This is a genomic window from Deltaproteobacteria bacterium, assembly GCA_019308925.1.
Classification (GTDB): Bacteria; Desulfobacterota; B13-G15; order B13-G15; family RBG-16-54-18; genus JAFDHG01.
Map to the genome: position 1 here is coordinate 1 of JAFDHG010000041.1, position 22,084 is coordinate 22,084.

Genomic DNA, 22,084 nt, shown 5'->3' on the forward strand with positions numbered 1-22,084 from the left:
AACTGAGAGGTGAGGTGCGCTAAAAATTTGATGCCGTTATCTATCATGTTGATATTAATGAGTTTTATTTATCTCCCACTTTTCTCTTGACAGGAGGCAATATAGGATGTCCCCCTTTTTTTCGTCTCATAAGTTAGGCTCGATATGAGAGAAGGAAATCGGGACATCATGAAAAATGATTCGCGTATTGTCCGATCGATAATATTATCTGTTTTAATCGCAGTCTTTCTAACTGGATGCGGAGACGGTAGTAGTAATGAAGGACCGTCGGATGATGATAAACAGCTATTAAAATGGTTAAATAAACCGGATGACCCATTAAGGCCGCAAGATTATGAGAATAGGTATTTTGCCGAATTGAGCCATGCTATCGAGGCCAAAAAGATCGTTTATTTGGAATATGCGGGAAGAAAGGAGATAACGCACCGTCAAGTGGTTCCAGAGCGGTTATTTAGAAAAGGTGAACATATTTATCTTGATGCGTTCTGTTTAATGAGAAACCAATACCGGATATTCCGACTTGATCAAATAAAGTATCTCCAGGTAGAGGAAAAGAAAAGGGATCAAGTCTTTGATTGACTTTTGGAAGGAAAGGGATCGTATCGTTACTCTCGACAATGCAGAATACACACAACCTCATCAACCATCACAGCGGAGGCGCCAACCCGCACCACCCTGAGGCAAATGCCTTGACAAATTGAAAATACGTGTTACAATGTCTTACGGAAGTACGGGATGAAGCCGACATTAACAATTAGATTGCCTGAAGATATGCGATCAATGCTTCAGGAAATCAGCACTAATGAGCAGAAGCCCATTAGTGACATCGTACGGGAATCCTTACGCAGGTACATTGCAGTTTATCAATTTCGGCGTCTCAGTAATAAGGTTCTTCCTTTTGCTGAAGCTCAAGGTCTCCTAACCGACGAAGACGTCTTTCTGGCTCTTCAGTGAGGGTTGTTCTTGATTCCAATGTAACTATTGCTGCGTTTGCAGCACGAGGCTTATGTAATGCTCTCTTTGAAAGCTGTATAGGAAACCATGAAATTGTCCTGTGTGAAGAAATCCTGAGTGAAATCTCTGATAAGCTCAAAAACAAAATCCGCCTTCCGGATGAAATAATCCATCAGATACTCATATTGCTGAGATCATACTCAATTATTGTTATTCCGGAAAAAGCTGCTATTAATTCTTTACGAGACAAAAAAGACCTTATGGTGCTTGGTTCTGCTGTTGCTGGTGGGGTCAGTTATATCGTAGCAGGAGATAAAGACTTACTTGAAGTTGGTAAATACAAAGATATTAAGATCATCGATCCTCGATCTTTTTGGGAAAAACTGAAAGACCAGTTGAACAAAGGCAACCAATCCCAAAGCCCGAAGAAGGCAAGGAACAGATAAGCCTATTTTAACCGCCATTTACTTTTTCACTGTAAAATATTGCTTATTACTAACTGAACCGCACAGAAGTAATACGGTAACAGGGCCAGTGGTTGCAGACTCAGGAACAATTACCAAGATTTTAGTGTTTGTCCATTTTACAATTTCGGCTTTTACCCCGGGACTAAAGATGACCACACCTTCTTCCGTGCTGAATCTATGTCCTCGGATTTGCACCTGGTCTCCAGGCTTGCCAGTCAGTGGGAAAATCGTTTTTATATAAGGCTTGGGACACGGTTTTTTTCTTTCTGCGCATATACGACTGTTGATGAAGATAACAAAAATATCGATAGCAAAACGCTGAAAATAAGGTAACGTCTCGGGAATAACTTTTTATTCATAGCACTATCCTTATGTGTTTAGCCTAAGCCTGTCAAGACACAACCCTTATGTTCTTCCTATTAGAATTTCAAAAATCAAGACCTGCCCCTCCATGACCTCAAATTTCCAGCGATGTTTGTAAAAATTCAAGGGCAGATCCCATCCAAACCATCCGAATACATGTCTATCACTTAAAGCGCCAGGTAATTATTCCATGTGAGGTATCATAGGGTGAAACGCTTATCTGGACCCGATCACCTGGTATCACCCTAATCCTTTTCTTTTTCATCCGGCCGCAAAGGACACCCCTGACAACGATATTGTCGTCGCATTCAATTTCCATTGTCCCGCGACCCAAAACCTTGATCACTACACCTTCCAGTTGTATTAAATCGTCTCGACTCAAGATACTCCTTTCGTCGTATCAACGTCACTTTGCAGTTGAAATAAGGATCTTTTTCAAACAAGATCTTTTTGTTTTAATAATTTTATCACATTAACCATGCTCGGGCAATACAAAAAGCCCTTTTGCAGGACCCAGTTTATCACCTATTAGAAAGGATCAAGAAATCTCATTTTTGACAACTCATTATTTTTTTTAGCGGAAAGACATTGCAGAGTTGTCGCCGAGGATCAGGCAAATGAGAATCGGCAGATAGTCTCATACTCGCAAAACCGGCAGATCTCCTCTTCCGTGGCTGGATAAAAGAGCGGGGCCTCTATCATATGCTTTATCAGGTAGGCAAGCAGGGCGGGGAAGGTCCCTGAGAACCAGGAGATATAGGCGTCCCGGAGTCCATTGAGCCTGTCAGGGGGGACGAAATAAAGTTCCTCACCCCCTTTCCCCAGGTCCACATAGGCCGAAAGGGTCCTGCCCAAATCCTCTCCCTTGCCCGATGCCACCAAGAGGACATAGAGGGGGAGTTGCAGGTCTTTAATCACCCCCGTGACGGCCTTTAGGCCCTCACGGTCAAGTTTTTCAGGGAGGGGAAAAGGAAGGAGCCTTTTTTCGAAGTGACCTTTGGCGAAGCCCCCTACCCTACCCGTCTTATAATCCAATATGATCTGGTGCCCTTCCCTTTTGTCTATCCGATCCACCTTCCCATAGAAGGAAAATTCACCGAGGCCCACAGGGAGGGTTAAGCAATACTCCTCCTCTAAGGCGTCGATGAAGGTAGCCTCCGGCATCTGTGAGAGATAGCCTTTGAGGCGATAGGCAGCGGTATGCTCCAAAAAGAACCGCTTCTCCGGGGCCAAACAGCGGTACATCGTCGATCCCCTAAAGTGTTCCTGGAAGATGCTGATCAGCCTTTTAGGATCGTTGTCTTTGGCCTTTACGTATGTCTTCTTTAGATAAAGGGCGAAATAGTCCTCCAAGGCCTGGTGGACGATCATGCCCAAGTCAGCGGAGTCCACATCTTCAGGGACGGAGGTAGTCGGCCTGAGGCCCAGGAGATAATGATAGTAAAATTTCAAGGGACATAGCAGGTAGGTGTTCAGCAGTGAGGCAGAAAGGCCATCTCTGCGGCTCTTCTCGCAGAGGAACTGCCTCACCCTCTGCTGGTCCTCCCCTCTCTTTGCTAGGCCCCCTTGCTTGAGGAAACACTCTCCGGATATGTGCAGGGATGCCTTCTCAACGCAGTCCCCCAGGAGGGTGCCCCTCCCCTCCTCCTGTTGCCAGAGGAGCCTCTCAATAAAGCGACTTCTCACCTGTTTCCCCTCCAGGCCGGAGGAAGCAGGCAGGGTGGAGGCCTGCCAGAGGAGGTGGGCCTCCTTAGCGCAGTAGATGAGGCGTTCAAAGTGGTAACGGACAATGGCCTCTTCCCGCTCGCGGCCCGCCAGGCCAATGGCCCCCTTTAGGGGCTCGGGCAGAAGGGGGTTCACCTCCGCATGGGCAGGTACGACCTCTTCATTCACATCGACCACAATGACCTTGTCAAAGGAGAGGAGTCTCGTCTCCAAGAGGCCCAAGACCTGGAGTCCGACCAAGGGGTATCCCTCAAAGGGGGTGCGGGCCATGCGCACCACACCCCTCAGCAGTGAGAATAGCAGCTTCTTGCCCATGGGCTGCTGAGAAAAGAGGGCATCCTCCAAACTGGGGATCACGCTATCGTCCAAGGTATAGATGAACTCATTGTCTAAGGGGTGATAGTGCAAAAAATCCCCCTGCTCCAAAAAGGGAGAGAAGAGGAAGCGCACCATCCCCCTTAAGGCAGCGGCCAGATCCAGGGGCGTTTGCAGATTCCCCCAAGGGGCCAAGAGGTGACGGTGGAGTTCCCGAACGAACTCCTTGACTTCCTCCAAGTCCAAGCCTTCCGCCGCAAGGAACTTTCTATCCCGCTCAGGATCCTCGGATATGGAAACAAGGTCCACCAATTCCATCTCCGACAGAAAGGGTTTACCATAGTACCTGATCTTTTCTTCCAGCAGGTGGAGGATTATGCGCCCCTCTTTGCCAGAGGAGGTGGGGAGCCTCCGCACATAGGGATGTCTGATGAGGGTGACGTAGTCCTGATGATAATAGGCCCCTTGCTCATCCCGCCCCTCCTGAAGCCTCATGAGCTGTTCCATGAGGGAAAAGAGGGCCGTGCGTTCCAGCGGATAGCCGAGGGAGATGTTCACCGGCATCTCAGGGTGGAGGCTGTAGAGGGTGGGGACCAGGGCCGAGGGGTTAGGGAGCACCAGGGCGCATTGATCAGGTCGCTGGACCCCTTCGGGGAGGATTTTCGTTACCTGGAGGAGTTCGGCATGAAGATCATAGGCTTCATAAAAGTGGAGACAGGGGGAGTGGATAATACCCTCACCTTTAATCTCTATCTCCAGACCCCAATCCTCCTTCCAGCGCCTGTACAGGGGAGGGAGCTGGTCTGGGTCGGCGTGCCAGAGGATCCTCGCACCCTGGGTGAAGAGGTAGCGGAAGATCCTCTCCTCGGCACCAGTGAGGGCGTAAAAGCCGGCCAAATAGAACGGCCCTTCAGCAATAGGGGCCTTTTCTATCCTCTCCGCCACCAGCCGCAACCTCTTTGCCTTGGTGGTGAGGTCTTCTTCCCGCAGATGGCGGTCAAAGGCAGCGTATATCCCCTTCAGTCCTTCCAGGAGGGCCGTGGCCTCATGCGGGACGTCCTCGGGATAGGGGATGTCCCGGGGGACGGCCAGCTCCCGATCTATCTCCTCCAGCAGCGCTGCCAGCCTTATACCCCAGGGGAAAAATATATCCCAGCTGGTGGTGACCCTTCCATAGGTAGAACTGCCTTGCACAACCCCGAACAGCACCCAGGCTTGATCTGGGGGAGAAATGGGATGCCTTGGATGATCCTCCAGCTTCACCGCCACCTCTTCCACAAAGTCCTCTATGGCGATGATTTTGGGGGGTAGAAAGGGTCGCCTCTTCTGGGTGCCGATGAGCTCGAAGAGATAATTCCTCAGGTATACAGCCCCCCTGCGATGGGGGATCAAAATGGTGACCTGAGACAGGGCCAGGGGGTCATCAGGCGAGAAGTGTTGGCCGAAGACCTCCTCGGCCAGCCTTTGGAGAAAATTCTCACCTAAGGGGATGACGGTAACCTTATTCACGGCACAGCTACCACAGAGGGTTCGTCTATGTAGAGGAGATACCCGCGTGTGGGCCTGCAGAAAATGGCCTCCACAAGACCGTTATAGAGGGCCACCTGGGCCAGGTGCACCTCCTCCCGGTGGCCCACCTTGAAATCGATCACCTCCAGCGCCTCCTGCCTGATGACCAAGCGATCTATGCGGTGAAGCTCCCCCCGGGCATCCACCACCTCCACCTCCCGCATGTTCACAACCCCCCTCTCAAACCAGGGCCTCACCTGGGGGAGGGAGAGGGCGTAAAAGAGAGGTCTGAGGTAGTCTTTTTTCATTTCCCGACGCCCCTTAGCCCCTCCTTGGAGGGAAAAGGCCTGCAGCACGGCCCTCTCTATATCCTCTATCCCTGAAAAATGATCCAGAAAGTAGAGGGCGAGGTGGATGAGCTCTCCTCGGTGGGCTGAGCTGACCCTGTCCGGGTCCTGGACCAAGGAGATATGGTGCGTGTGGACCTTTATCTCTGGAGATCTCGCACTCATGACACGAGCCGCTCCTTCTGGATGAGCATCTCCCTCAACCAGGCGGAAAGATACCCCTTACTGATCCCCTCACCTCTGGGAAGACAGGTCACATAGAGGTAGAGCTCCTCCTCTGCCCTGGTGGTGGCCACATAGAGGAGGTTTAAGGCCTCCAGGGCATTGTTTATCATCATCAAGACCCTTTTTTCTTCCAGTTGATATGGGAGGGGCCTTTTAAGATTAACGAATCTTCCATCATCGAGCCTAGCCAAGCGAGGGTGCTCCAGCCTCCAGTTGGTGAAGGGGATGAACACAACCGGGAACTCCAGCCCCTTCGCCTTATGGATGGTGAGGATCCTTACTGCGGAGATCTCCTCGGGCAGTCCTATCTTCTCCTCCATCCCCCCTTCCTCCCAGAACTGGAGAAAGTGTGAAAGGCTCCTCTGTCCCTTGGCCTCCATTTGAAATATGAGCTCTAAGAACCGGTAGATGAAGACCGCATCCCCTGCAAAGCGCTCTATAAGGCGAAACCTCTCCACCACCTCCCTGGCGAGGTCATAGGGGGTGACAAAGCCCACTCGCGCCAGCAGGGGCCTGATAAGCCCTTCGGAGACCTCAGGGAACCTCCTCTCAAAGGTCTTGTATAGCGGCGGTTGCCACCTGCCTTCCGAGAGAAAGGCCTCTAGGGCTTCTTGGGAGAGGCCGGGGAGCCCCTGAAAGAGGCGGCTGGCTATCGCCCCCCAGAAGGAGAGATCATCCAAGGGATATTCCAGAAACCTCAAAAAGGCCACCAGCCCCTTGATGAGATCAGAACTGCGCACACGCAGGGAGTTCTCCGTAACCACAGGGATACCCTCGGCCATTAGCCAGGCAGCTATATCCTCGGCGTCCTGGTTGCGCCGCACGAGGACCGCAATCCCCTTCCCCCTCCTTTCCCAGACCTCCTTCACCTGTTCGATGAGCCTCTCCTGTACCTCCTGATGCAACTCCTCTGCCGGGGCCAAAAAGGAGGTGATCTCGACCTTTCCCCTTTTTTGGCCTTCCTGCAGGTGAGGGGTTACCCCTTGCTCCACATCCTCGAAGTTACTATATATCAACTGGGAAAGGAGTGACTTTGCCTCTTTTCCTGTTTTCCCTCCCAAGATCATCTCTGATATCTTCTCCACAAATTTCCCGTCTGTGAGGAGGCGGTAAAGCTCGTTATTGAACTCGACGATCTGGGCCAGGGAGCGATAGTTCACCGTAAGGGTTTCCCCCCTCCTACCCTGAGGAGGGACACTGGGGAAGTACCCTGTAGCCACCTCCCCGAAGAGACGCCAATCTCCCCCCCGCCAACCATATACGGCCTGCTTTACATCGCCTACATAAAAGAGACTCCCCCCTTTGGACAGGGTCTCTTCCACCAGGGGTAGGAGGGTCTCCCACTGAGGACGGCTTGTATCCTGAAATTCGTCGATCAGGAAATGATATACCATTGAGCCCAGCTTCAAAAAGGCATAGGTACCTGTCCTCTGCTCTCCTTTAAAATATTCCTTTACCATGGAAAGCCATTGCCCTCCTATAATCAGACCTTCCCTTTCGGAAAGTCCCCTGATCTCTCCCTGTAATTCCTCCAGCGCCCTCATATAGGCATGTACCCTCGCCAGGGCCAAGAGGTGGAGGTAATCCTCCCTCGCCCCCTTTAGCTCCTGATAAAGGGCGTCCAGTTGAGAAATGGTGGCCCCTTCAATCCCCTGGGCCTTGTTGGTAAGGAGGTCCTCAAAGGAGGCCTTTTCGAAAAACACCTTATCCAGATGGGCCAGAGGTTCCTGGAGATAATCTGGCTTAAAGATCCTCTTATGTAAATAATCCTCAATCCCCTGCTCCCTTATACTTAAATGAAGCTTTTGAGCCACCTTCCTCAACCTCTGCTCGGCTGCGTTTAGGTCCGGTTGGGAACCGGCAATAATGGGGCCATCCGCTTTTTCATAAAGCTCCTGAAGCCTCCTCCTGATCCCATTCTCCACCACCATCCCCCCTGCCTCCTCTATCTTCAGATACGTCTCGAGGAGATCTGAAAGAAGCTGGTAGAGTTGATCTCCTTCTCCCCAGTCAGTATGGGAAAGGAGTCGATCGAAACACCGGTTCAGGATAGCTTTCTGGTCAAAGGTCACCTCCAATTCCGGCTGCAGCCCCATCTCCAGCGAGAAGGCCCGCAGCAGGGCATAGACTAGGCTGTCAATGGTGCGGATGTGAAAATCGCTGAAATGGGCGAGGATGGTATCCAGCCAAGCCGAGGCCTCCTGGGGTTGAAGGCCTGTCTCTTGGGCGAGATTTTTCCCCTCTTCCTGCTCCAAGGCGATCTGCTTAAGGGCAAGGATGATGCGCTCTTTCATCTCGGCAGCGGCCCGATTGGTGAAGGTAATGGCCACTATCTGGCGCAGGGCCTCTGCCGAGGGTCTCATCCCCGCAAGCAGCGAGAGAAATCTTCTGGTGAGCTGATAAGTCTTGCCGGCCCCGGCTGAGGCTCGAAGGTAATAGATCTGGGGGTATGATGTCTGTCCTTTCATTATTTCATGTCCTAAGACTCACTATCATGCGCTGGGGCAAAAAAGACCTCTATGAACTCTTTAGGAGATAAAACCATTACTCCTTTTCTCGCATCTTCAGGAAAATGCCTTTTATTGCCGGTTACCAAGGGAACATCAGTGGCACAAGCCGCCTCTAAAAAGGGTCTATCACTTTCATCCGGTAGCCTTGTATGGAGAGGCTTGGGTGTAATCAAGAGCCCCTCCCCCCTTAATTGGTTCAAGACGTCCTCAATGCCCCCTTTATCAAACCCAAACTTCTCTCTTAGCAGGACATCTCTGTACTCGATCAAGATCCTTGGATCATAGACGACCCTTACCTCCCCTTCGGCCACCAGCCTTAGGATAAGGCCGGAGTAACTGCTGGCCTTAAGGAGGCCCGATACGATGCAACTGGTATCAAGGACTATCCTTATATCTCTCTTTTCTGGCAAGCCCTATTTCCTTCTCTATCTCTTCCTCAGTTAACTTGTCCAGCCCTTTGGTGGCTGCCTCTGTTTGGATCTGGTTGAGGGCCACCACCGCCTTGCTCCTCCTGAGGGCAGTGAGATAGGTGTCCAGGTTATCTTCGTTCACCCCCATAAGGATGGCAATAGGTTTCCCATTGGAGGTCAGGACCAATTCGCCTCCACCCTCAAGCTCCTTCCAGACCTTTGAAGCCCCCTGCCTCAATTGCCTTATATTTACAAACCTCATCTCTTCCCCTCCAAAAATTTTTAAAATGGTACCCTATTGTAGCACAATTGTCAATCATTTTCTCATAATACTCCTTGGAAAGATTTGAGGCTAGGATTCCAAGAGAAGAGGAAAAAGATAAAATTAAGCGTGAAATGTAGGCTTGCCCTTCCTAACCCCATTGCGTTTGGTCAAAATTGAAGATAAATAACAGATCTAGAAACCTTAGTAGAGGAGAAGTCCCGTCAGGATATCTCAAGCTATCTAGATCAATGTTTTTTTGGGAAAAAACTAGAGGTAGTTAAAAACACTTCCACCATTCCTGTAATCTGAGGATCTATTTGCTTGTGCGCCATTTATTATTTCTACCTAATTTTAACAAGCGAGATTTCAAACTATTGTTAGGCTTCGACGCTTTTATAAAAGTTTAGCATCTTTCAGAACAGATTTAATCCGTTCGTTATTTTTGTTGACACGTTCCTTTAATGGCTTCCTTGCGACAGGATGATATAGTTTTTTGGTGATTATTCCTTGATCTCTTAGTCCTGAAAAATACAAAACCTTGTCTGCTCTATCTCCAAAAGCAAAAATAACCTTTGGTTTAAATTCCTCAACTTCCCTACATAAATATTCTCTACAACAATTTTCTCTTATTCGAGTGTCTAACAGTTTTGAATTGCGTTGGATTTTATAAGAGATAAATTTACCCCTCTTATTCTTTAGGCTTAACCCACATTTTATTGCATTGGTAATATATACATCCTTAAGATGAAATTTATTCATCAGGTACGCAAAATATGGACCATATAACTGTGGTAATTCACATGGGTTATTAGGCCATTCGGTCATAGGGTTAGGACCCCAATAATAACGTTTAACAGGGGGCCTTTTAGTTACACCTTTATAGGATACTGGCTCTCCATTTTCATAATCTGCACCAGGAGATTCTAGGAGAAACATGATAGGAACTTCAATATATTGCTCTGGCAATGGTAAGTCACCAAGAATCTGTTCAAAGTCCCGTGTATCCGCACCATGAGACATCAGATCAAGCATTTTATCTGACTTCGCAAAAAAGCCTTTTTCTTCACAAGAAATGCAAAAACCTGTGCATGTTATTGGAGGATCATATTGATTTTTTACTTGTGGCTGTCCTCCAGAATAGTGGAGTAAACGTGAAAAATTCAACATGGATAATTTATCGCTCCTCATGTTGTTTCCCTCCTTTACATGAATTCAGAAACATTGGGAAACCTAACACCCAAGCTTAGCCGCCGCTGCAGGCGGCCGGCTGCAACGCAATGTTAGAATTTTAAGTACTATACTCCATGGTTTTCAATAACCAAAATTACAACCATTTTAGGAGCCGCTACCTTAAATTTCAACTAACTTTAGCAGACCTTTCCCCACCCCACTCTCCAATTAAATTTGTGAATTCCAAACATATTTCCCCGTTTTATCGATATAACTCCACTTCTTACCAATTTTTACCTTTGCAAGTCCATTGTGAAAACACATTGCACCATCAAATTGTGGGGGGATTACGTATTTTCCCATATTGTCAATATAACCCCACCTTTCCCCAATCTTTGCTCCTGCCAGCCCTTCAGAAAATTCTAATGGTTCATCAAACTGCGGATCAATTACCATTTCCCCATTCTTATCAATATACCCACACTTACCACCAATTTCTACCCATGCCAGTCCTTCAGAAAAACTTCCAGCCAAATCAAACTGAAGATTGACGATTATCCTCCCTTTTTTGTCAATATATCCATACTTGTATCGATCATCTCCTACGCAAGCCAGTCCCTCAGAAAAACCATGCGCTAAATCAAATTGTAAGTCGATTATATATTCTCCCATTCTATCAATAAAGCCTTGTTTGCCGTCAATTCCAACACATGCGAAACCTTCAGAAAACCCTTCTATATAATCGAATTGCGGTTTGATGATAAGCTTCCCTATTTTATCAATAAAGCCACATTTACCGTCAATCCATACCCATGCCAATCCTTCAGAAAAACGTCCTACCAATTCAAATTGTGGTCTAATTACGCACATTCCCCCCTTATCGTAATAACCGAATTTACCATTAATACTTACACTTGCCAGCCCTTCAGAAAAGCGATTAGCAGAACGAAACTGTGGCTTAATTAAATAATTTCCCAACCGATCGATGTAACCCCATTTTCCGCCTTTCAACTCTTTGTCAATAATCTTGCATCCAATATTTACAACGGCAACCTCTTCATAAAAGTCCCATGCATAATTAAATTGTGGCTTAATTACCACCTTTCCAATCCTGTCTACATAGCCATACTTACCATTCTGGATAATAGGAAACAGTTCGCTCCCTCTTTTCTTAACCCTAAAGACCCTTTTTTGGTGTTGAGATAAATCAGACATTTAATTCCTTTTTAACATGAATATGGAGTCACCTATGACCCTCGTGGGAATATCGTCGGTTATAGGGAGGATCGAATCAACTTCCTCATCGCCTCCACGGCCACGGCGATGGCGTTATCCTCCGCCCTTTCTCCCTGTGATCTCTTTGTCTCCCCTGCAAGGGTTCGGTTCACTAATACCCCTGTAACGCAGCCTCCCCTGAGTCCCAAGGTAGAACAGAGGGTCAAGACCGTTGCCGACTCCATCTCATAGTTTAGGGCATGAAGCCTTTGCCATTCTTCTAGGCTCCCCTGAAGTCCCCTGATGACATACTGGGAGTAGGTGTCATATCGCTCTTGCCCAGGGTAAAAGGTGTCCACGGACACGGTGATGCCGATATGGTAGTTGAATCCACCAGGAGGATTCACCTCCTGCGCTGCCTCTATTAGGGTTTGCAGGACCTCATGATGGGCTACTGCTGGATATTCTAGCGGGGCATAATGTGTGGAGGCACCATCCATCCTGACCGAGCCGGTGGTGATGATCACATCACCCACTTCGATCTCCCTTTGGATAGCGCCGGTGGTCCCCACACGGATGAATGTCATCACCCCCAACTGGGCCAATTCTTCGATGGCAATGGAGGTAGAGGGGCCACCGATACCCGTGGAGGTCACCAAGACGGGTATCCCTTCTATCCTACCCAACCAGCTTCTGAACTCCCTCTGATAGGCTATCTCTTTGCTCTGGGGATCAAAGGCCCTGGTCAATTTCGGCACCCTCTCCGGCGCCCCAGACAGAAAGGCGAATTCGGCACCCTGGATATCCTCTTTACCCAATGCGAGATGATGGGTATATTGATCCGTCATTTCAGCTTCTCACCTGCCTGTCTCACCCTTTTTCTTCTCCAGTGTTGAATGTCCTTGCAACTCCTGCATTCCCTCCTTATACCAATCCTGCTTTCCCATGGGACGACTCAAGTTCTCCAAAATATAAAATAATTCATCTTCGTCTTTTACTTTTTTGGTTCCCCTTAGCCTCAATCTAAGATCTTGAGCCTCGCGCAAATTTACCACAAACTCCTCGATGATAAACTCGAACCCAGGTGGCATATACAAACGAAACATCTCATATACCTCCCCTGTAACACCACGGTCCATGAAGACATCTTGGTCTATATAGCCCACGGGTATCCCTGGCCGTACATCTGGGTCCTCTGGGTCCAGTTCGAGATGCAACGGATCTACCCCCACATCCACCTCCACATCGATGCTAGAGGGTTTACCCGTCTCGAAATAGATGGTGGATGTAGTTACATTAGTAGGGATAAGCGGCCAAGCGGGAAAGTCGGAAAGTTGAATATTTGTTGTTGAGAGATAGCACCCAAGGAGGTAATTGAGGATGTGGATCTGCCCTTCCGGCACGATGGATTTCAAACGTTCAATAAATTTTTGGAGATCATTCATCATACTTATTCCCCTGTCTTTTGATCCACGCTTTGTACTCTTCTATTAACCTCCTGCCAAACTCCACTGGCTCTACGACCTTGATATATGGTATCCATTGCTTGAGAAAGAACTCTACCTCTTCAATGGCACCAACCCTGAACTCAACTATCAAACTCCCATCATCCTTTTCTTCCACTATCTCCTGGGTGGGGAAGAGCCTCTTGCGCAAAAAGTAATGTGATATCTCAGGATCGGTCTCTACCATCACCCTCAATCTCTTTTGAACCCTTATCCAGGGATTGAAGCTCTCCGCCACAACCCTGTCCACATCTCTCGGCATCTGAAATCGTTTGCGTCCTATTTTCACTCCTTCAATTTTGTCCAGGGCATAGCTCTTCCACTCACCCGTGGTGACCTCCTCACCAAGGAGATACCAGAAGCTATCGAAAAATGTCATCTTGTATGGCTTCACCTCCACCGTATAGGGGGAATAGACCTTATAGGTAAAGCTGACCACTTTCTCCTCCAGTATGGCCTTGAGAAGCCTCTTGAATGTCTCAGGGTCATCTATGCCCTCTGGGCCAGGTATTCCCAAAAAAACCGGCCCGCTTCTCCCATCCAGGACTTTATTTAACAATCGTTGCGCAGCATCCTTCATGGGGCTTCCCATTTTCTCTGAGAGATCCCGGAAAAGGAGGATTACAGCATATTCCTCATCGCTGAGGTAATCGAGGCTGAATTCCTTGCTCAGCTCATAGGTACCGCGAACATCTCCAAGCAGTATCGGGAGCCCAGAATTTCTGAGAATTTCTATATATCGCTGGATGGATCTTACAGTTATCCCCAATTCTTGGCTCAGCTCTTTTGTAGATACCTTTCACTTCTCCTTTAAGAGCATTAACACCCTGAGGATGTTATATATCCTGCTCCCTTTCATAAATCATTATTCCTTTCTGACGATATTACAAAGATAGCAAAATATACGTTTGGTTGGAAGCCTAAAACGACAAAAGTATGTCGCCATTAACTAATAATGGGGCGACTGCCTTCGCTATAGTATTTAGGTTCTGCCGACTCTATGTTCAACCAAAGGCTACACCTTGTCTTTCTTACCAGTATTGTGCAAATATTACCTTGTGGAAGGTAGTTAAGCTTCAACCCTTTCATCTTCCTGGTGTCCAAGAAAGGAAGGGGGCGATACCAGAAGAAAGTGTTAGCACATCCTTAACCCGAGCCGTAAAATGTCTAGCTCAATTAGAAAGCACTGTTGTTAATAAGAAAGGAGACAAGATGAAAAGATATACGATATTTCTCGCGATTGTTTTTTCTTTTTTATGTCTTGTCCTGAGTGAGGTAAGAGCTGCGGAAACACTGACCTGGGAAGACTGTGTCAAAGAAGCAAAGGAAAAACACCCTGATTTAATTTCTGCAGAAGAAAAATTAAATCAGGCTAAAGCTGATAGAACAATTGTTACAAGTAACATTTTGCCTCAGATAAGCAGTGAAATAAGTCAAAGCACCTCAAAAACAGCCGTCAAAAACAAGACTGATACATATTCGTATGGCGTAACAGTAAAGCAGTTGTTATTCGATGGTCTTAAAACTCCATATGATATAGCTGCTGCCTCAAAAAATGTAAAATCAGCGCAATACAACCATGAAGTAACCTCATCTGATGTAAGATTGAGACTACGAACAGCCTTTATTGAGCTTTTGAGAGCTCAGGAACTTTTAAACATTACAGAAGATATTTTTAGGCGCAGAAAGCAGAACATAGATTTGGTAAGATTGCGTTATGAGGGAGGAAGAGAACACAAAGGATCGTTATTAACTGCGCAAGCTGATTTAGCCCAGGCTGAATTTGAGGTTGCTCAGGCCAAGCGAAATATTGACTTAGCTCAGAGACAATTAACGAAGGAATTAGGTCGAATGGAACTAAAACCAATACGGGTAATAGGAGATTTTGAGATTATCGATGCGAAACGAGAGAGACCTAATTTTGAAGTCTTGGCGGCAAGCACCCCTTTTCTAAAGGCCCTGATTGCCGAAAAAGAGGCAGCAAGGCTTGGGTTAAAATCTGCGAAGGCGGAGTTCTTCCCCCAAGTTTACGCAAATATGAGTGCAGGAAGAATTGATTCGGACTGGCCGCCAGACCAGGATGAATGGTCGGTTGGTGTAACCCTCACTTTTCCTCTCTTCGAAGGCGGTCGCCGATGGGCAGAGGTTTCTAAGGCCAGGGCCGTATTGAACCAAGTACAGGCAGATGAGAGAAGCAGTCGAGACAGCGTTATCCTGACTTTAGAAGAGACCTGGACAAATTTGCAGGATACAATGGATACAGTTGCGGTGCAGAAAAAATTCTTACGAGCAGCTGAAGAACGGGCAAAGATAGCCCAAGCACAATATTCAAACGGCCTTATCTCATTTGACAACTGGACAATCATCGAGGATGATTTAGTGCGAGCTAAAAAATCTTTTTTGGATGCTCAGACCAATACATTAATTGCTGAAGCTGAGTGGATCCAAGCAAAAGGAGGGACATTAGATTATGGGGAATAAAAGATGGAAAATTGTCCTCAGCATATTGATTGTCGTCAGTTTGAGTATAATTTTAGTAATAGCATTAAAACAAAAAAAGACCTCTGTTGGGGGTATAAAAGTGATAAGCCCCATATATGACACAGTCCAAACCTTTATATCGACAACAGGCACGGTGCAGCCCCAAAACCGTTTAGAGATAAAGCCGCCGATTAACGGCCGGGTTGAAAGGGTTTTTGTACAAGAGGGAGAACGAGTAACGGTTGGTCAGACCTTAGCATTGATGAGTTCAACTGAAAGGGCTGCGCTTTTAGATGCCGCCAGAGCACAAGGTGAAGAAACATTAGCGTATTGGCAGGAGGTGTATAAACCTACTCCTCTCATAGCCCCTATTAACGGAGAAGTAATCGTCAGAGCTGTTGAGCCAGGTCAAACTGTTACTTCAGGTGATGCTGTCATTGTATTATCGGATCGCCTCATTGTCCAGGCACAGGTTGATGAGACTGATATCGGGAAAGTGAGACTCGGTCAGGCAGCAATTATTAGCTTGGATGCATATCCTGAAATGAAAGTAAGGGCAACTGTCGACCATATAGCCTATGAATCTAAAATTGTTAGTAATGTTACCATCTATGAAGTCGACATACTTCCTGAAAAGGTACCACCGTTGTTTCGCTCAGGCATGAGTGCTACTGTAGATATAATAGAGCAAAGTAAAGAAAATATCCTCATTATACCTATTGATGCAGTGAGGCAAGATGAAGAGGGGAGCTTTGTTCTTATAAGCCCGGGTAGTGGGGAAAAACCGGTTCAGCGCAGAGTTAACCTCGGCATTTCAGATGAGAAGAATGTAGAAGTTCTTTCAGGGCTGGATGTAAAAGATAAAATAATCATTGAGACCCAAACATTACTACCCTCAAAAAGAAAAGGGGCGGGAAGCAGTCCTTTGACGCCTTTCGGTAGGAAAAAGCGGTAGGGGAAAATATGATCGAACTAAAAAATATAACCAAGACCTACCAGATGGGCAACGTACGGGTGCAAGCATTACATAACGTGTCTTTAAAGATTGCACCTGGAGAATTTGTTGCCGTCATGGGGCCTTCAGGCTCGGGAAAATCAACCCTATTGCATATCGTGGGCTTTTTAGATAGGCCTGATTCAGGCTCATACCATTTAGGTGCAAAAGAAATAACTGAACTCACCGATGAAGAATTGGCCATATTAAGAAACCGATTAGCAGGCTTCGTCTTTCAGCAATTTCATCTCCTTCCCCGCATCAGTGCCTTAGAAAATGCACAGCTCCCCTTGATCTATGCGGGAAAACGTCACCTCAGGGGAAAAGCTCACGAAACGATCAAAGACGTAGGCCTGTCACAAAGAGCATCTCATCGGCCAAACGAGTTATCAGGAGGTGAACAGCAGCGGGTTGCCATTGCCAGATCCTTAGTGAATGAACCGCTCATTATCTTAGCGGATGAGCCAACAGGCAACCTTGACACAAAAAGCGAGGAAGAGATCATCGCAATTTTGGAGGCGCTCAATCAAAACGGTAAAACCATCGTCATGGTTACCCATGAAAAAGAAATTGCTGAGCGCGCACAGAGAATTATCCGCATGCGTGATGGTGAGATTATCTCTGATAAAAGAATCAAGACTAAGCGCAAAAAGTCTCTTTCAGTTCATCAGAAGATCTCAATAGATAATATCTTAACTGAATCGCGGCAAACGTTAGCTAAGGCAGCCTTTAGAGACCACTTCCGGCAAGCCCTCCATGCAATCTTTTCACATAAGATGCGCTCGTTCCTCTCTATGCTCGGCATTCTTATTGGCATTGCGTCGGTCATTGCAATGCTGGCTATTGGTCAAGGAGCAAAGGAGTCTATTTCTAAAAGCTTGGCTTCATTAGGATCAAATCTCTTAATCGTAAGGCCTGGTTCCAGCCAGCTGCGCGGGGTAGCCTTAGAAGCTGGGGCTGTTACCCGTTTTACCTTGCAGGACGCAGATGCCATAGCCAAGCTCTCGAGTACAGTAAAGCGAGTATCTCCTTCGGTCAGGGGTCGTGGACAACTTGTATACGGCAGTAAAAACTGGAACACACAGGTCCAAGGCACAGGAATAGAGTATGCACCGATGCGGGCATCGGTCCCCACGATAGGAAGGTTTTTCAGCGAAGAGGAATTACGGATGCGAAAAAAGGTGGTGGTAATCGGCGCCACCGTCGTTAAAGAACTCTTCGGAAATGCCAATCCGATCGGCAGTGTGATAAAAATCAATCGCATCAATTTCAGGGTTATCGGCATCTTGCCGGAGAAAGGCGCTTCCGCCTGGCGTGACCGAGATGATCTAGTAGTTATCCCCATTACGACCGCTATGTACCGACTCTTAGGAAAACAATATATCGATTCTATAGATGTAGAAGTACGGGATCCTCGTATAATGGAAGAGGCCCAAGAGACAATACGCAAACTCATTATAAAACGCCACCGTCTGAATAAAGAAAAAGAAGATACCTTTTACATTCGCAACATGGCCGAAATTCAAGAAACCCTCCAAAGCACCACTCGAACCATGACATGGCTTTTAGGCTCTATTGCCGCCATCGCCCTGTTAGTCGGAGGAATAGGTATAATGAATATTATGCTCGTCTCTGTATCTGAGCGCACCAGAGAAATAGGCCTGCGGAAGGCGATAGGAGCAAACAAGATGGATATACTGGCTCAATTTCTTATTGAGTCTGTATTGATGACTGTGAGCGGAGGAATAGTCGGGATTCTATTCGGCGGAGTTATATCTATGCTGCTTGCTCTCTTGGCTGGTTGGGCGACAAAGGTTTCTATATTTGCTATAGTGCTCGCCACAACATTTTCTCTCATTGTCGGAATAGGTTTTGGCCTCTGGCCAGCTCGCCAAGCTGCAAGACTCAATCCTATTGAGGCATTAAGATATGAATAATAAAGAAAACCCTTATTACTATCGTATTATAAAAGGACACACTAATTGACTTTTTATATCGAGCTAATTTAATACTAAGAAGCTCCCGTTTTCAACGGGAAGCGAAACACTGCACCGAGGCAGGCTCACAGGAGGCATTTCATGATCACAAGGGAACTTATTAGAGGGCTTAAGGAGAAGCTGAGAAACAGCTCTGAGCTGAACGAAGAAGGTACCTCAAAATTAAGGAAGCAACGCACCAGAAACGCTCGCAGAAGAAGAGGCCATTACGGAATCCCTTTTGACTTTATAGCAAATATTGCCTGCTCTGTCTTTGCCACGGCATCAGGCGATTCTTGTTCAAGGCTTATCTTCGCTTCTTCAATCAACTGATTCAACCGGGAATCAAGCCTTCCCGACCTCATAACACAATCCAGATAACCACCATATACATATCGGTTAAACTTAAACCGCAACTGTTCTATCGGAGATAGTGCCTGGTAGCCTGCAATCGCTGCAAGCATTTCCTCTTTCCTTGTTGATAACCTTCCCTTGGTAGTAAAGAGGACATTTGTCATCTGAAGTGTCTCAATAGTGCAATCGAATGTCAAACCCTCAATGATCTGTCTTAGCTCATCAACCATTTGATCTTCAGTTGGAGCTTTAAAATCTCCTGATTCCCATCGTTCATAGAGTGGTGAACCCTCGATAATAGCTAAGCTTCTTATCCTAACTTCAGTGGGCTTTATCTGATTTAAAACGTTAATGGTTCCCGAAACATGTTGTTTCACTAACGTCTCATCGTTGCCTGCGAGGCCAGGCATAACAAACGCGGCTAGATTTATTCCCGCCTCTATTACTTTTTGACCGCCTCTAATGTGTTCTGTGCTCGTCACCCCTTTTTTCATATATCTCAAGACTTCGTCACAACCCGATTCTATTCCGACAAACAACCAGGAAAGTCCCGCTTCCTTTAATGCCCTCAATTCTTCACGAGACCTTTGGGCACAGGTCTTTGACCTGGCATAACACGTGATCGTCTGAATTGTCGGGAATGTCTCTTTTAAATATGTTAAAACTTCGATGAGCTCTCCAGGTCTCATAATCAGGGCATTGGCATCTTGCAAAAATACCCTCTTTGCACCATAACACAACCAATTTGCAACGTTATTGAGACTTGATAGCGCAAGCCAGTTGTCTTGAGTTGTATGGTAAGGATCCTCCCCGTAAATTTCCGGATGGCTTCTGATTACCTCCTGCAGTATTTCTCCTTTTATTCTTCCACTAAAACCAATGTCCCAAGAGGTGGTCTCTATTAACTCTACTATCCTCTTTACTGCGTTAATATCGCTCTTTATCTCCGGAACATTCCTGTAGCTAAATCTCTTTTCTTTGTATACCGGACAGAACAGGCATCTATTCCAGGGACAGTTCCGTGTTACTCTCAATATGAGCGCCTCTCCCTCACCGATTGGCCCCATCGGTCCTATGTCAATACTGTAATTGTCCACTTGTGCTGTATCCACAGCCTTTCTCCATTAGTTGTTGTCCGCAATGGCCGATGACAAGACAGCGGGTCTGTGAGCAGCGTAGCCACCGATGTTTTAATACTCCGTATGGTAAAAACAGTATACCATCTCCATGCGCAAGCCTTGTGAATCAAATTCAGGTGCTTTTGGAATAGAAACAAGCCTCTGTACACCCCTCATCGCGGTAACTGCTGCTGATAAGGCATCGAGAATATCGTCTTTTGCCACTTCATTGCGCCTGTAAGCGGATAAGGCATATCTTATTATATCATCTGTCCGAGGATAAAGGGATTGCAGTACCTTCGTGCGTTCCAATAGTCCTTCGCGTTTCTTTTTCGAGTGCTTCATCGGATGGCCAGCCAGTGCCCAAAAGCATATCTCTGGATGTATCTCTCTGATACGTGATCTGGCAGATTCGTCGTTGGAGAGAAGGATATCTACTTCACAAATTTTAGGGATTATATTCCAGGTCTGAAGGGATAATCCCCTTCCTGTCATCTGTTTATTGATATTGTTAGCCTCCTCATAGGTCTTAGCAGAGATTGACGCTCTGCATGGTGCTGGGAACACACTGGATCGTCGCTTAGGACCAAGTATTTTTCGGGCTTCGATATCGCAAATGCGTTCTTCAGTGCCTCTATCTCGTAGACCAATGGGGACATCAAGAAGTATCACCGAGGCACTGCTGTACTTGTTCCAAAGGCTGGATACATCTGGAAAGACATCTACCTCCCAGTCATTATCCTCCATAACGAGAACAGTAAACCAACCTGCCTTACAACCATCCGCGCCAACAAGCATCTTTAATACTTCAATAGTGAGTTGTAATCTCTTTTATTTTACTAAGCAACGTTTCGTCTAATGAGGCGACGGATCAGTAAAGTTGCCCGAAGAAAAATTTGGGGGAAATAAATCTTTGTATTTTATCCGCTGTTGTGCGAAGTTCTGCCTGATTTTTATTATGTTTCCTCTAACTCGGCTTCAATCTTAGATTTAAAGGTTTTGTATTTGCCTTCTCTCAGATTATGGAAGAAAAAATCGTAGCTCGAGGGAGAAAGAAATTTAAAATAATACTTGTATTCAGACTGTAGTTTATTCAGCCGCTTGAAATGTTCTCTTGCATATCTAAGTTTTGCCCTATTTTCATTGGATATATCAGTATCTGCCTTTATCTCCACTACCAGTATATCTCTCCCAATTTTTATAAAGAAGTCTGGGTTGAAACTTCCCTGTTTTGGATGCTCTCCTTTTCTCCAGGAGTATTCAATACTATAAAAACCTACATCAAGAGATTTTATCCAAGCATCTATTTTCTTAGCATTTTCTTCACTAACCAATCTCTTTATGAAATCCCTTTCTGGTTTGTATGAGGCAAAGGCAATGTTCAAAGGTGTCTTGAAATTGAAAGTATTCTCAACCCTCTGTAATGCATACCGTGGAAGGGTTTCGTCATCTAATAATTCTCTTAACAGCTTTCTATCCTCCTCTTCTCCGTTCTTTAAAGAGAAATCGTCATAGAAAATACTGCCATCTCTTCTTAGTGAACCGACCCCCAATGAATTCTTATCAATCGCTGCTGTATTTTTTGAAAAAAGGTCCTCGGCCTCGATTTTATACCTCAGACTTTTGGTTTTCTTCCTTCTTACCACTCCGAAGGCGTTCAATATCTTTTGCCGACCTTTCTCATTTACTAAATTTTCCTTATCTCTGAGAGAGTTTTTTATGATTGCCAGTATTTTATCAAAAGGATACTTCTGCGCATAGTTAGTGCCTTCATCCATATCCCAACTTCTGTACCTATTGTGAATAACTTGAGCAACTTCTTCGGCCGTATACACTCTAAACTCTATGAGAGTTCTCTTCTCTCGCCTTTCCTCCGTCACTGCTCGTTCATAGGTAGTCTCTTCCTCTATTCTTCGTATCTGATCTTCACTGCTCAAAGAAATAAAGCCCCTCTTTAACAGATCATAGGGTTTCTCCATAGGAGTTTCCACAATCTCTTCCGATTTTTTATAATCTATATTGTGAATCAGGAAATTGTATTCCCTATCTTTGGGTATAACATAACTATGATTCTACTGCAAAAACCCCTTAATTTGATAGAAATAATTTTTAAAATAGCGAGAAAGTTCAGTAAAAACATTGACTTTTAGAGGGTCTTAGGATAACATAACATCTTGAAAT

19 protein-coding genes and 1 pseudogene are annotated in these 22,084 nt (G+C 46.3%); 5 read left to right on the forward strand and 15 right to left on the reverse strand.

What is annotated here, in order from left to right; genetic code table 11:
- Nucleotides 1-168: 168 nt before the first annotated feature.
- Both JRI46_07985 and JRI46_07990 read left to right on the forward strand, forming a co-directional pair.
- Entirely contained in the window at nt 169-579 is a 411-nt protein-coding gene (locus JRI46_07985) for a WYL domain-containing protein (GenBank protein ID MBW2039518.1), read from the forward strand.
- Nucleotides 580-950: 371 nt separating this feature from the next.
- Nucleotides 951-1,400 carry a putative toxin-antitoxin system toxin component, PIN family gene (locus JRI46_07990; protein ID MBW2039519.1) on the forward strand — a complete coding sequence of 150 codons (450 nt, stop codon included), beginning with the start codon at nt 951-953 and terminating at the stop codon, nt 1,398-1,400.
- 18 nt (nt 1,401-1,418) lie between these two features.
- Here JRI46_07990 and JRI46_07995 read toward each other — a convergent pair whose 3' ends face one another.
- From JRI46_07995 to JRI46_08050, 12 genes are all read right to left on the reverse strand, one after another.
- Nucleotides 1,419-1,766, reverse strand: a complete 348-nt coding sequence (locus tag JRI46_07995; protein MBW2039520.1) for an IPT/TIG domain-containing protein — start codon at nt 1,764-1,766, stop codon at nt 1,419-1,421.
- A gap of 181 nt (nt 1,767-1,947) precedes the next feature.
- The gene (gene infA / locus JRI46_08000) at nt 1,948-2,166 is read right to left on the reverse strand and encodes a translation initiation factor IF-1 (GenBank protein ID MBW2039521.1); all 219 of its coding nucleotides are present in this window, start codon (nt 2,164-2,166) and stop codon (nt 1,948-1,950) included.
- Nucleotides 2,167-2,393: 227 nt separating this feature from the next.
- Nucleotides 2,394-5,333: a PD-(D/E)XK nuclease family protein gene (locus JRI46_08005; protein ID MBW2039522.1), complete on the reverse strand. Its 2,940-nt coding sequence runs from the start codon at nt 5,331-5,333 to the stop codon at nt 2,394-2,396.
- Nucleotides 5,330-5,845, reverse strand: coding sequence for a hypothetical protein (locus JRI46_08010; GenBank protein MBW2039523.1), 516 nt, complete (start codon nt 5,843-5,845; stop codon nt 5,330-5,332). Before JRI46_08010 ends, JRI46_08005 begins: the two co-directional genes overlap by 4 nt.
- Nucleotides 5,842-8,373 (reverse strand): UvrD-helicase domain-containing protein, encoded by a 2,532-nt coding sequence (locus JRI46_08015; protein ID MBW2039524.1) that lies wholly within the window; start codon nt 8,371-8,373, stop codon nt 5,842-5,844. Before JRI46_08015 ends, JRI46_08010 begins: the two co-directional genes overlap by 4 nt.
- 11 nt (nt 8,374-8,384) lie before the next feature.
- Nucleotides 8,385-8,825 carry a putative toxin-antitoxin system toxin component, PIN family gene (locus JRI46_08020; GenBank protein ID MBW2039525.1) on the reverse strand — a complete coding sequence of 147 codons (441 nt, stop codon included), beginning with the start codon at nt 8,823-8,825 and terminating at the stop codon, nt 8,385-8,387.
- Nucleotides 8,791-9,087: a type II toxin-antitoxin system Phd/YefM family antitoxin gene (locus JRI46_08025; protein ID MBW2039526.1), complete on the reverse strand. Its 297-nt coding sequence runs from the start codon at nt 9,085-9,087 to the stop codon at nt 8,791-8,793. Before JRI46_08025 ends, JRI46_08020 begins: the two co-directional genes overlap by 35 nt.
- 396 nt (nt 9,088-9,483) lie before the next feature.
- Nucleotides 9,484-10,278, reverse strand: a complete 795-nt coding sequence (locus JRI46_08030; protein ID MBW2039527.1) for a hypothetical protein — start codon at nt 10,276-10,278, stop codon at nt 9,484-9,486.
- Between the two features lie 210 nt (nt 10,279-10,488).
- Nucleotides 10,489-11,475 (reverse strand): WG repeat-containing protein, encoded by a 987-nt coding sequence (locus JRI46_08035; GenBank protein ID MBW2039528.1) that lies wholly within the window; start codon nt 11,473-11,475, stop codon nt 10,489-10,491.
- Nucleotides 11,476-11,534: 59 nt separating this feature from the next.
- Complete coding sequence (gene udp, locus JRI46_08040) at nt 11,535-12,323, reverse strand: uridine phosphorylase (GenBank protein MBW2039529.1); 789 nt, start codon at nt 12,321-12,323, stop codon at nt 11,535-11,537.
- A gap of 9 nt (nt 12,324-12,332) precedes the next feature.
- A complete protein-coding gene (locus JRI46_08045; GenBank protein ID MBW2039530.1) occupies nt 12,333-12,923 on the reverse strand; it encodes a hypothetical protein in 591 nt (196 codons plus the stop codon).
- Complete coding sequence (locus JRI46_08050; protein MBW2039531.1) at nt 12,913-13,749, reverse strand: WYL domain-containing protein; 837 nt, start codon at nt 13,747-13,749, stop codon at nt 12,913-12,915. Before JRI46_08050 ends, JRI46_08045 begins: the two co-directional genes overlap by 11 nt.
- 443 nt (nt 13,750-14,192) lie before the next feature.
- On the opposite strand from JRI46_08050, the gene JRI46_08055 reads away from it, so the two are divergent.
- From JRI46_08055 to JRI46_08065, 3 genes are read left to right on the forward strand one after another with little or no spacing between them, the layout of a single operon-like run.
- Nucleotides 14,193-15,461: a TolC family protein gene (locus JRI46_08055; GenBank protein MBW2039532.1), complete on the forward strand. Its 1,269-nt coding sequence runs from the start codon at nt 14,193-14,195 to the stop codon at nt 15,459-15,461.
- Complete coding sequence (locus tag JRI46_08060) at nt 15,451-16,416, forward strand: efflux RND transporter periplasmic adaptor subunit (GenBank protein ID MBW2039533.1); 966 nt, start codon at nt 15,451-15,453, stop codon at nt 16,414-16,416. Before JRI46_08055 ends, JRI46_08060 begins: the two co-directional genes overlap by 11 nt.
- An 8-nt stretch (nt 16,417-16,424) precedes the next feature.
- Entirely contained in the window at nt 16,425-18,392 is a 1,968-nt protein-coding gene (locus tag JRI46_08065; protein MBW2039534.1) for an ABC transporter permease, read from the forward strand.
- Between the two features lie 266 nt (nt 18,393-18,658).
- On the opposite strand, the gene JRI46_08070 is transcribed toward JRI46_08065, so the two are convergent.
- The 3 genes and pseudogenes from JRI46_08070 to JRI46_08080 all read right to left on the reverse strand — a co-directional run bounded on the left by JRI46_08070 (nt 18,659) and on the right by JRI46_08080 (nt 21,972).
- Nucleotides 18,659-19,897: a radical SAM protein gene (locus tag JRI46_08070; GenBank protein ID MBW2039535.1), complete on the reverse strand. Its 1,239-nt coding sequence runs from the start codon at nt 19,895-19,897 to the stop codon at nt 18,659-18,661.
- A 78-nt stretch (nt 19,898-19,975) separates the two neighbouring features.
- Complete coding sequence (locus tag JRI46_08075) at nt 19,976-20,701, reverse strand: DUF429 domain-containing protein (GenBank protein MBW2039536.1); 726 nt, start codon at nt 20,699-20,701, stop codon at nt 19,976-19,978.
- 158 nt (nt 20,702-20,859) lie between these two features.
- Nucleotides 20,860-21,972: pseudogene (locus JRI46_08080) on the reverse strand (hypothetical protein).
- Between the last annotated feature and the right edge of the window lie 112 nt (nt 21,973-22,084).

Bases quoted from the DNA above. Each gene is read 5' to 3' on its own strand.
- JRI46_07985 (MBW2039518.1), top strand. From the start codon at position 169: ATGAAAAATGATTCGCGTATTGTCCGATCGATAATATTATCTGTTTTA.
- JRI46_08010 (MBW2039523.1), bottom strand. From the start codon at position 5,845: ATGAGTGCGAGATCTCCAGAGATAAAGGTCCACACGCACCATATCTCC.
- JRI46_08015 (MBW2039524.1), bottom strand. From the start codon at position 8,373: ATGAAAGGACAGACATCATACCCCCAGATCTATTACCTTCGAGCCTCA.
- JRI46_08025 (MBW2039526.1), bottom strand. From the start codon at position 9,087: ATGAGGTTTGTAAATATAAGGCAATTGAGGCAGGGGGCTTCAAAGGTC.
- JRI46_08030 (MBW2039527.1), bottom strand. From the start codon at position 10,278: ATGAGGAGCGATAAATTATCCATGTTGAATTTTTCACGTTTACTCCAC.
- JRI46_08035 (MBW2039528.1), bottom strand. From the start codon at position 11,475: ATGTCTGATTTATCTCAACACCAAAAAAGGGTCTTTAGGGTTAAGAAA.
- udp (MBW2039529.1), bottom strand. From the start codon at position 12,323: ATGACGGATCAATATACCCATCATCTCGCATTGGGTAAAGAGGATATC.
- JRI46_08045 (MBW2039530.1), bottom strand. From the start codon at position 12,923: ATGATGAATGATCTCCAAAAATTTATTGAACGTTTGAAATCCATCGTG.
- JRI46_08055 (MBW2039532.1), top strand. From the start codon at position 14,193: ATGAAAAGATATACGATATTTCTCGCGATTGTTTTTTCTTTTTTATGT.
- JRI46_08060 (MBW2039533.1), top strand. From the start codon at position 15,451: ATGGGGAATAAAAGATGGAAAATTGTCCTCAGCATATTGATTGTCGTC.
- JRI46_08065 (MBW2039534.1), top strand. From the start codon at position 16,425: ATGATCGAACTAAAAAATATAACCAAGACCTACCAGATGGGCAACGTA.
- JRI46_08075 (MBW2039536.1), bottom strand. From the start codon at position 20,701: ATGCTTGTTGGCGCGGATGGTTGTAAGGCAGGTTGGTTTACTGTTCTC.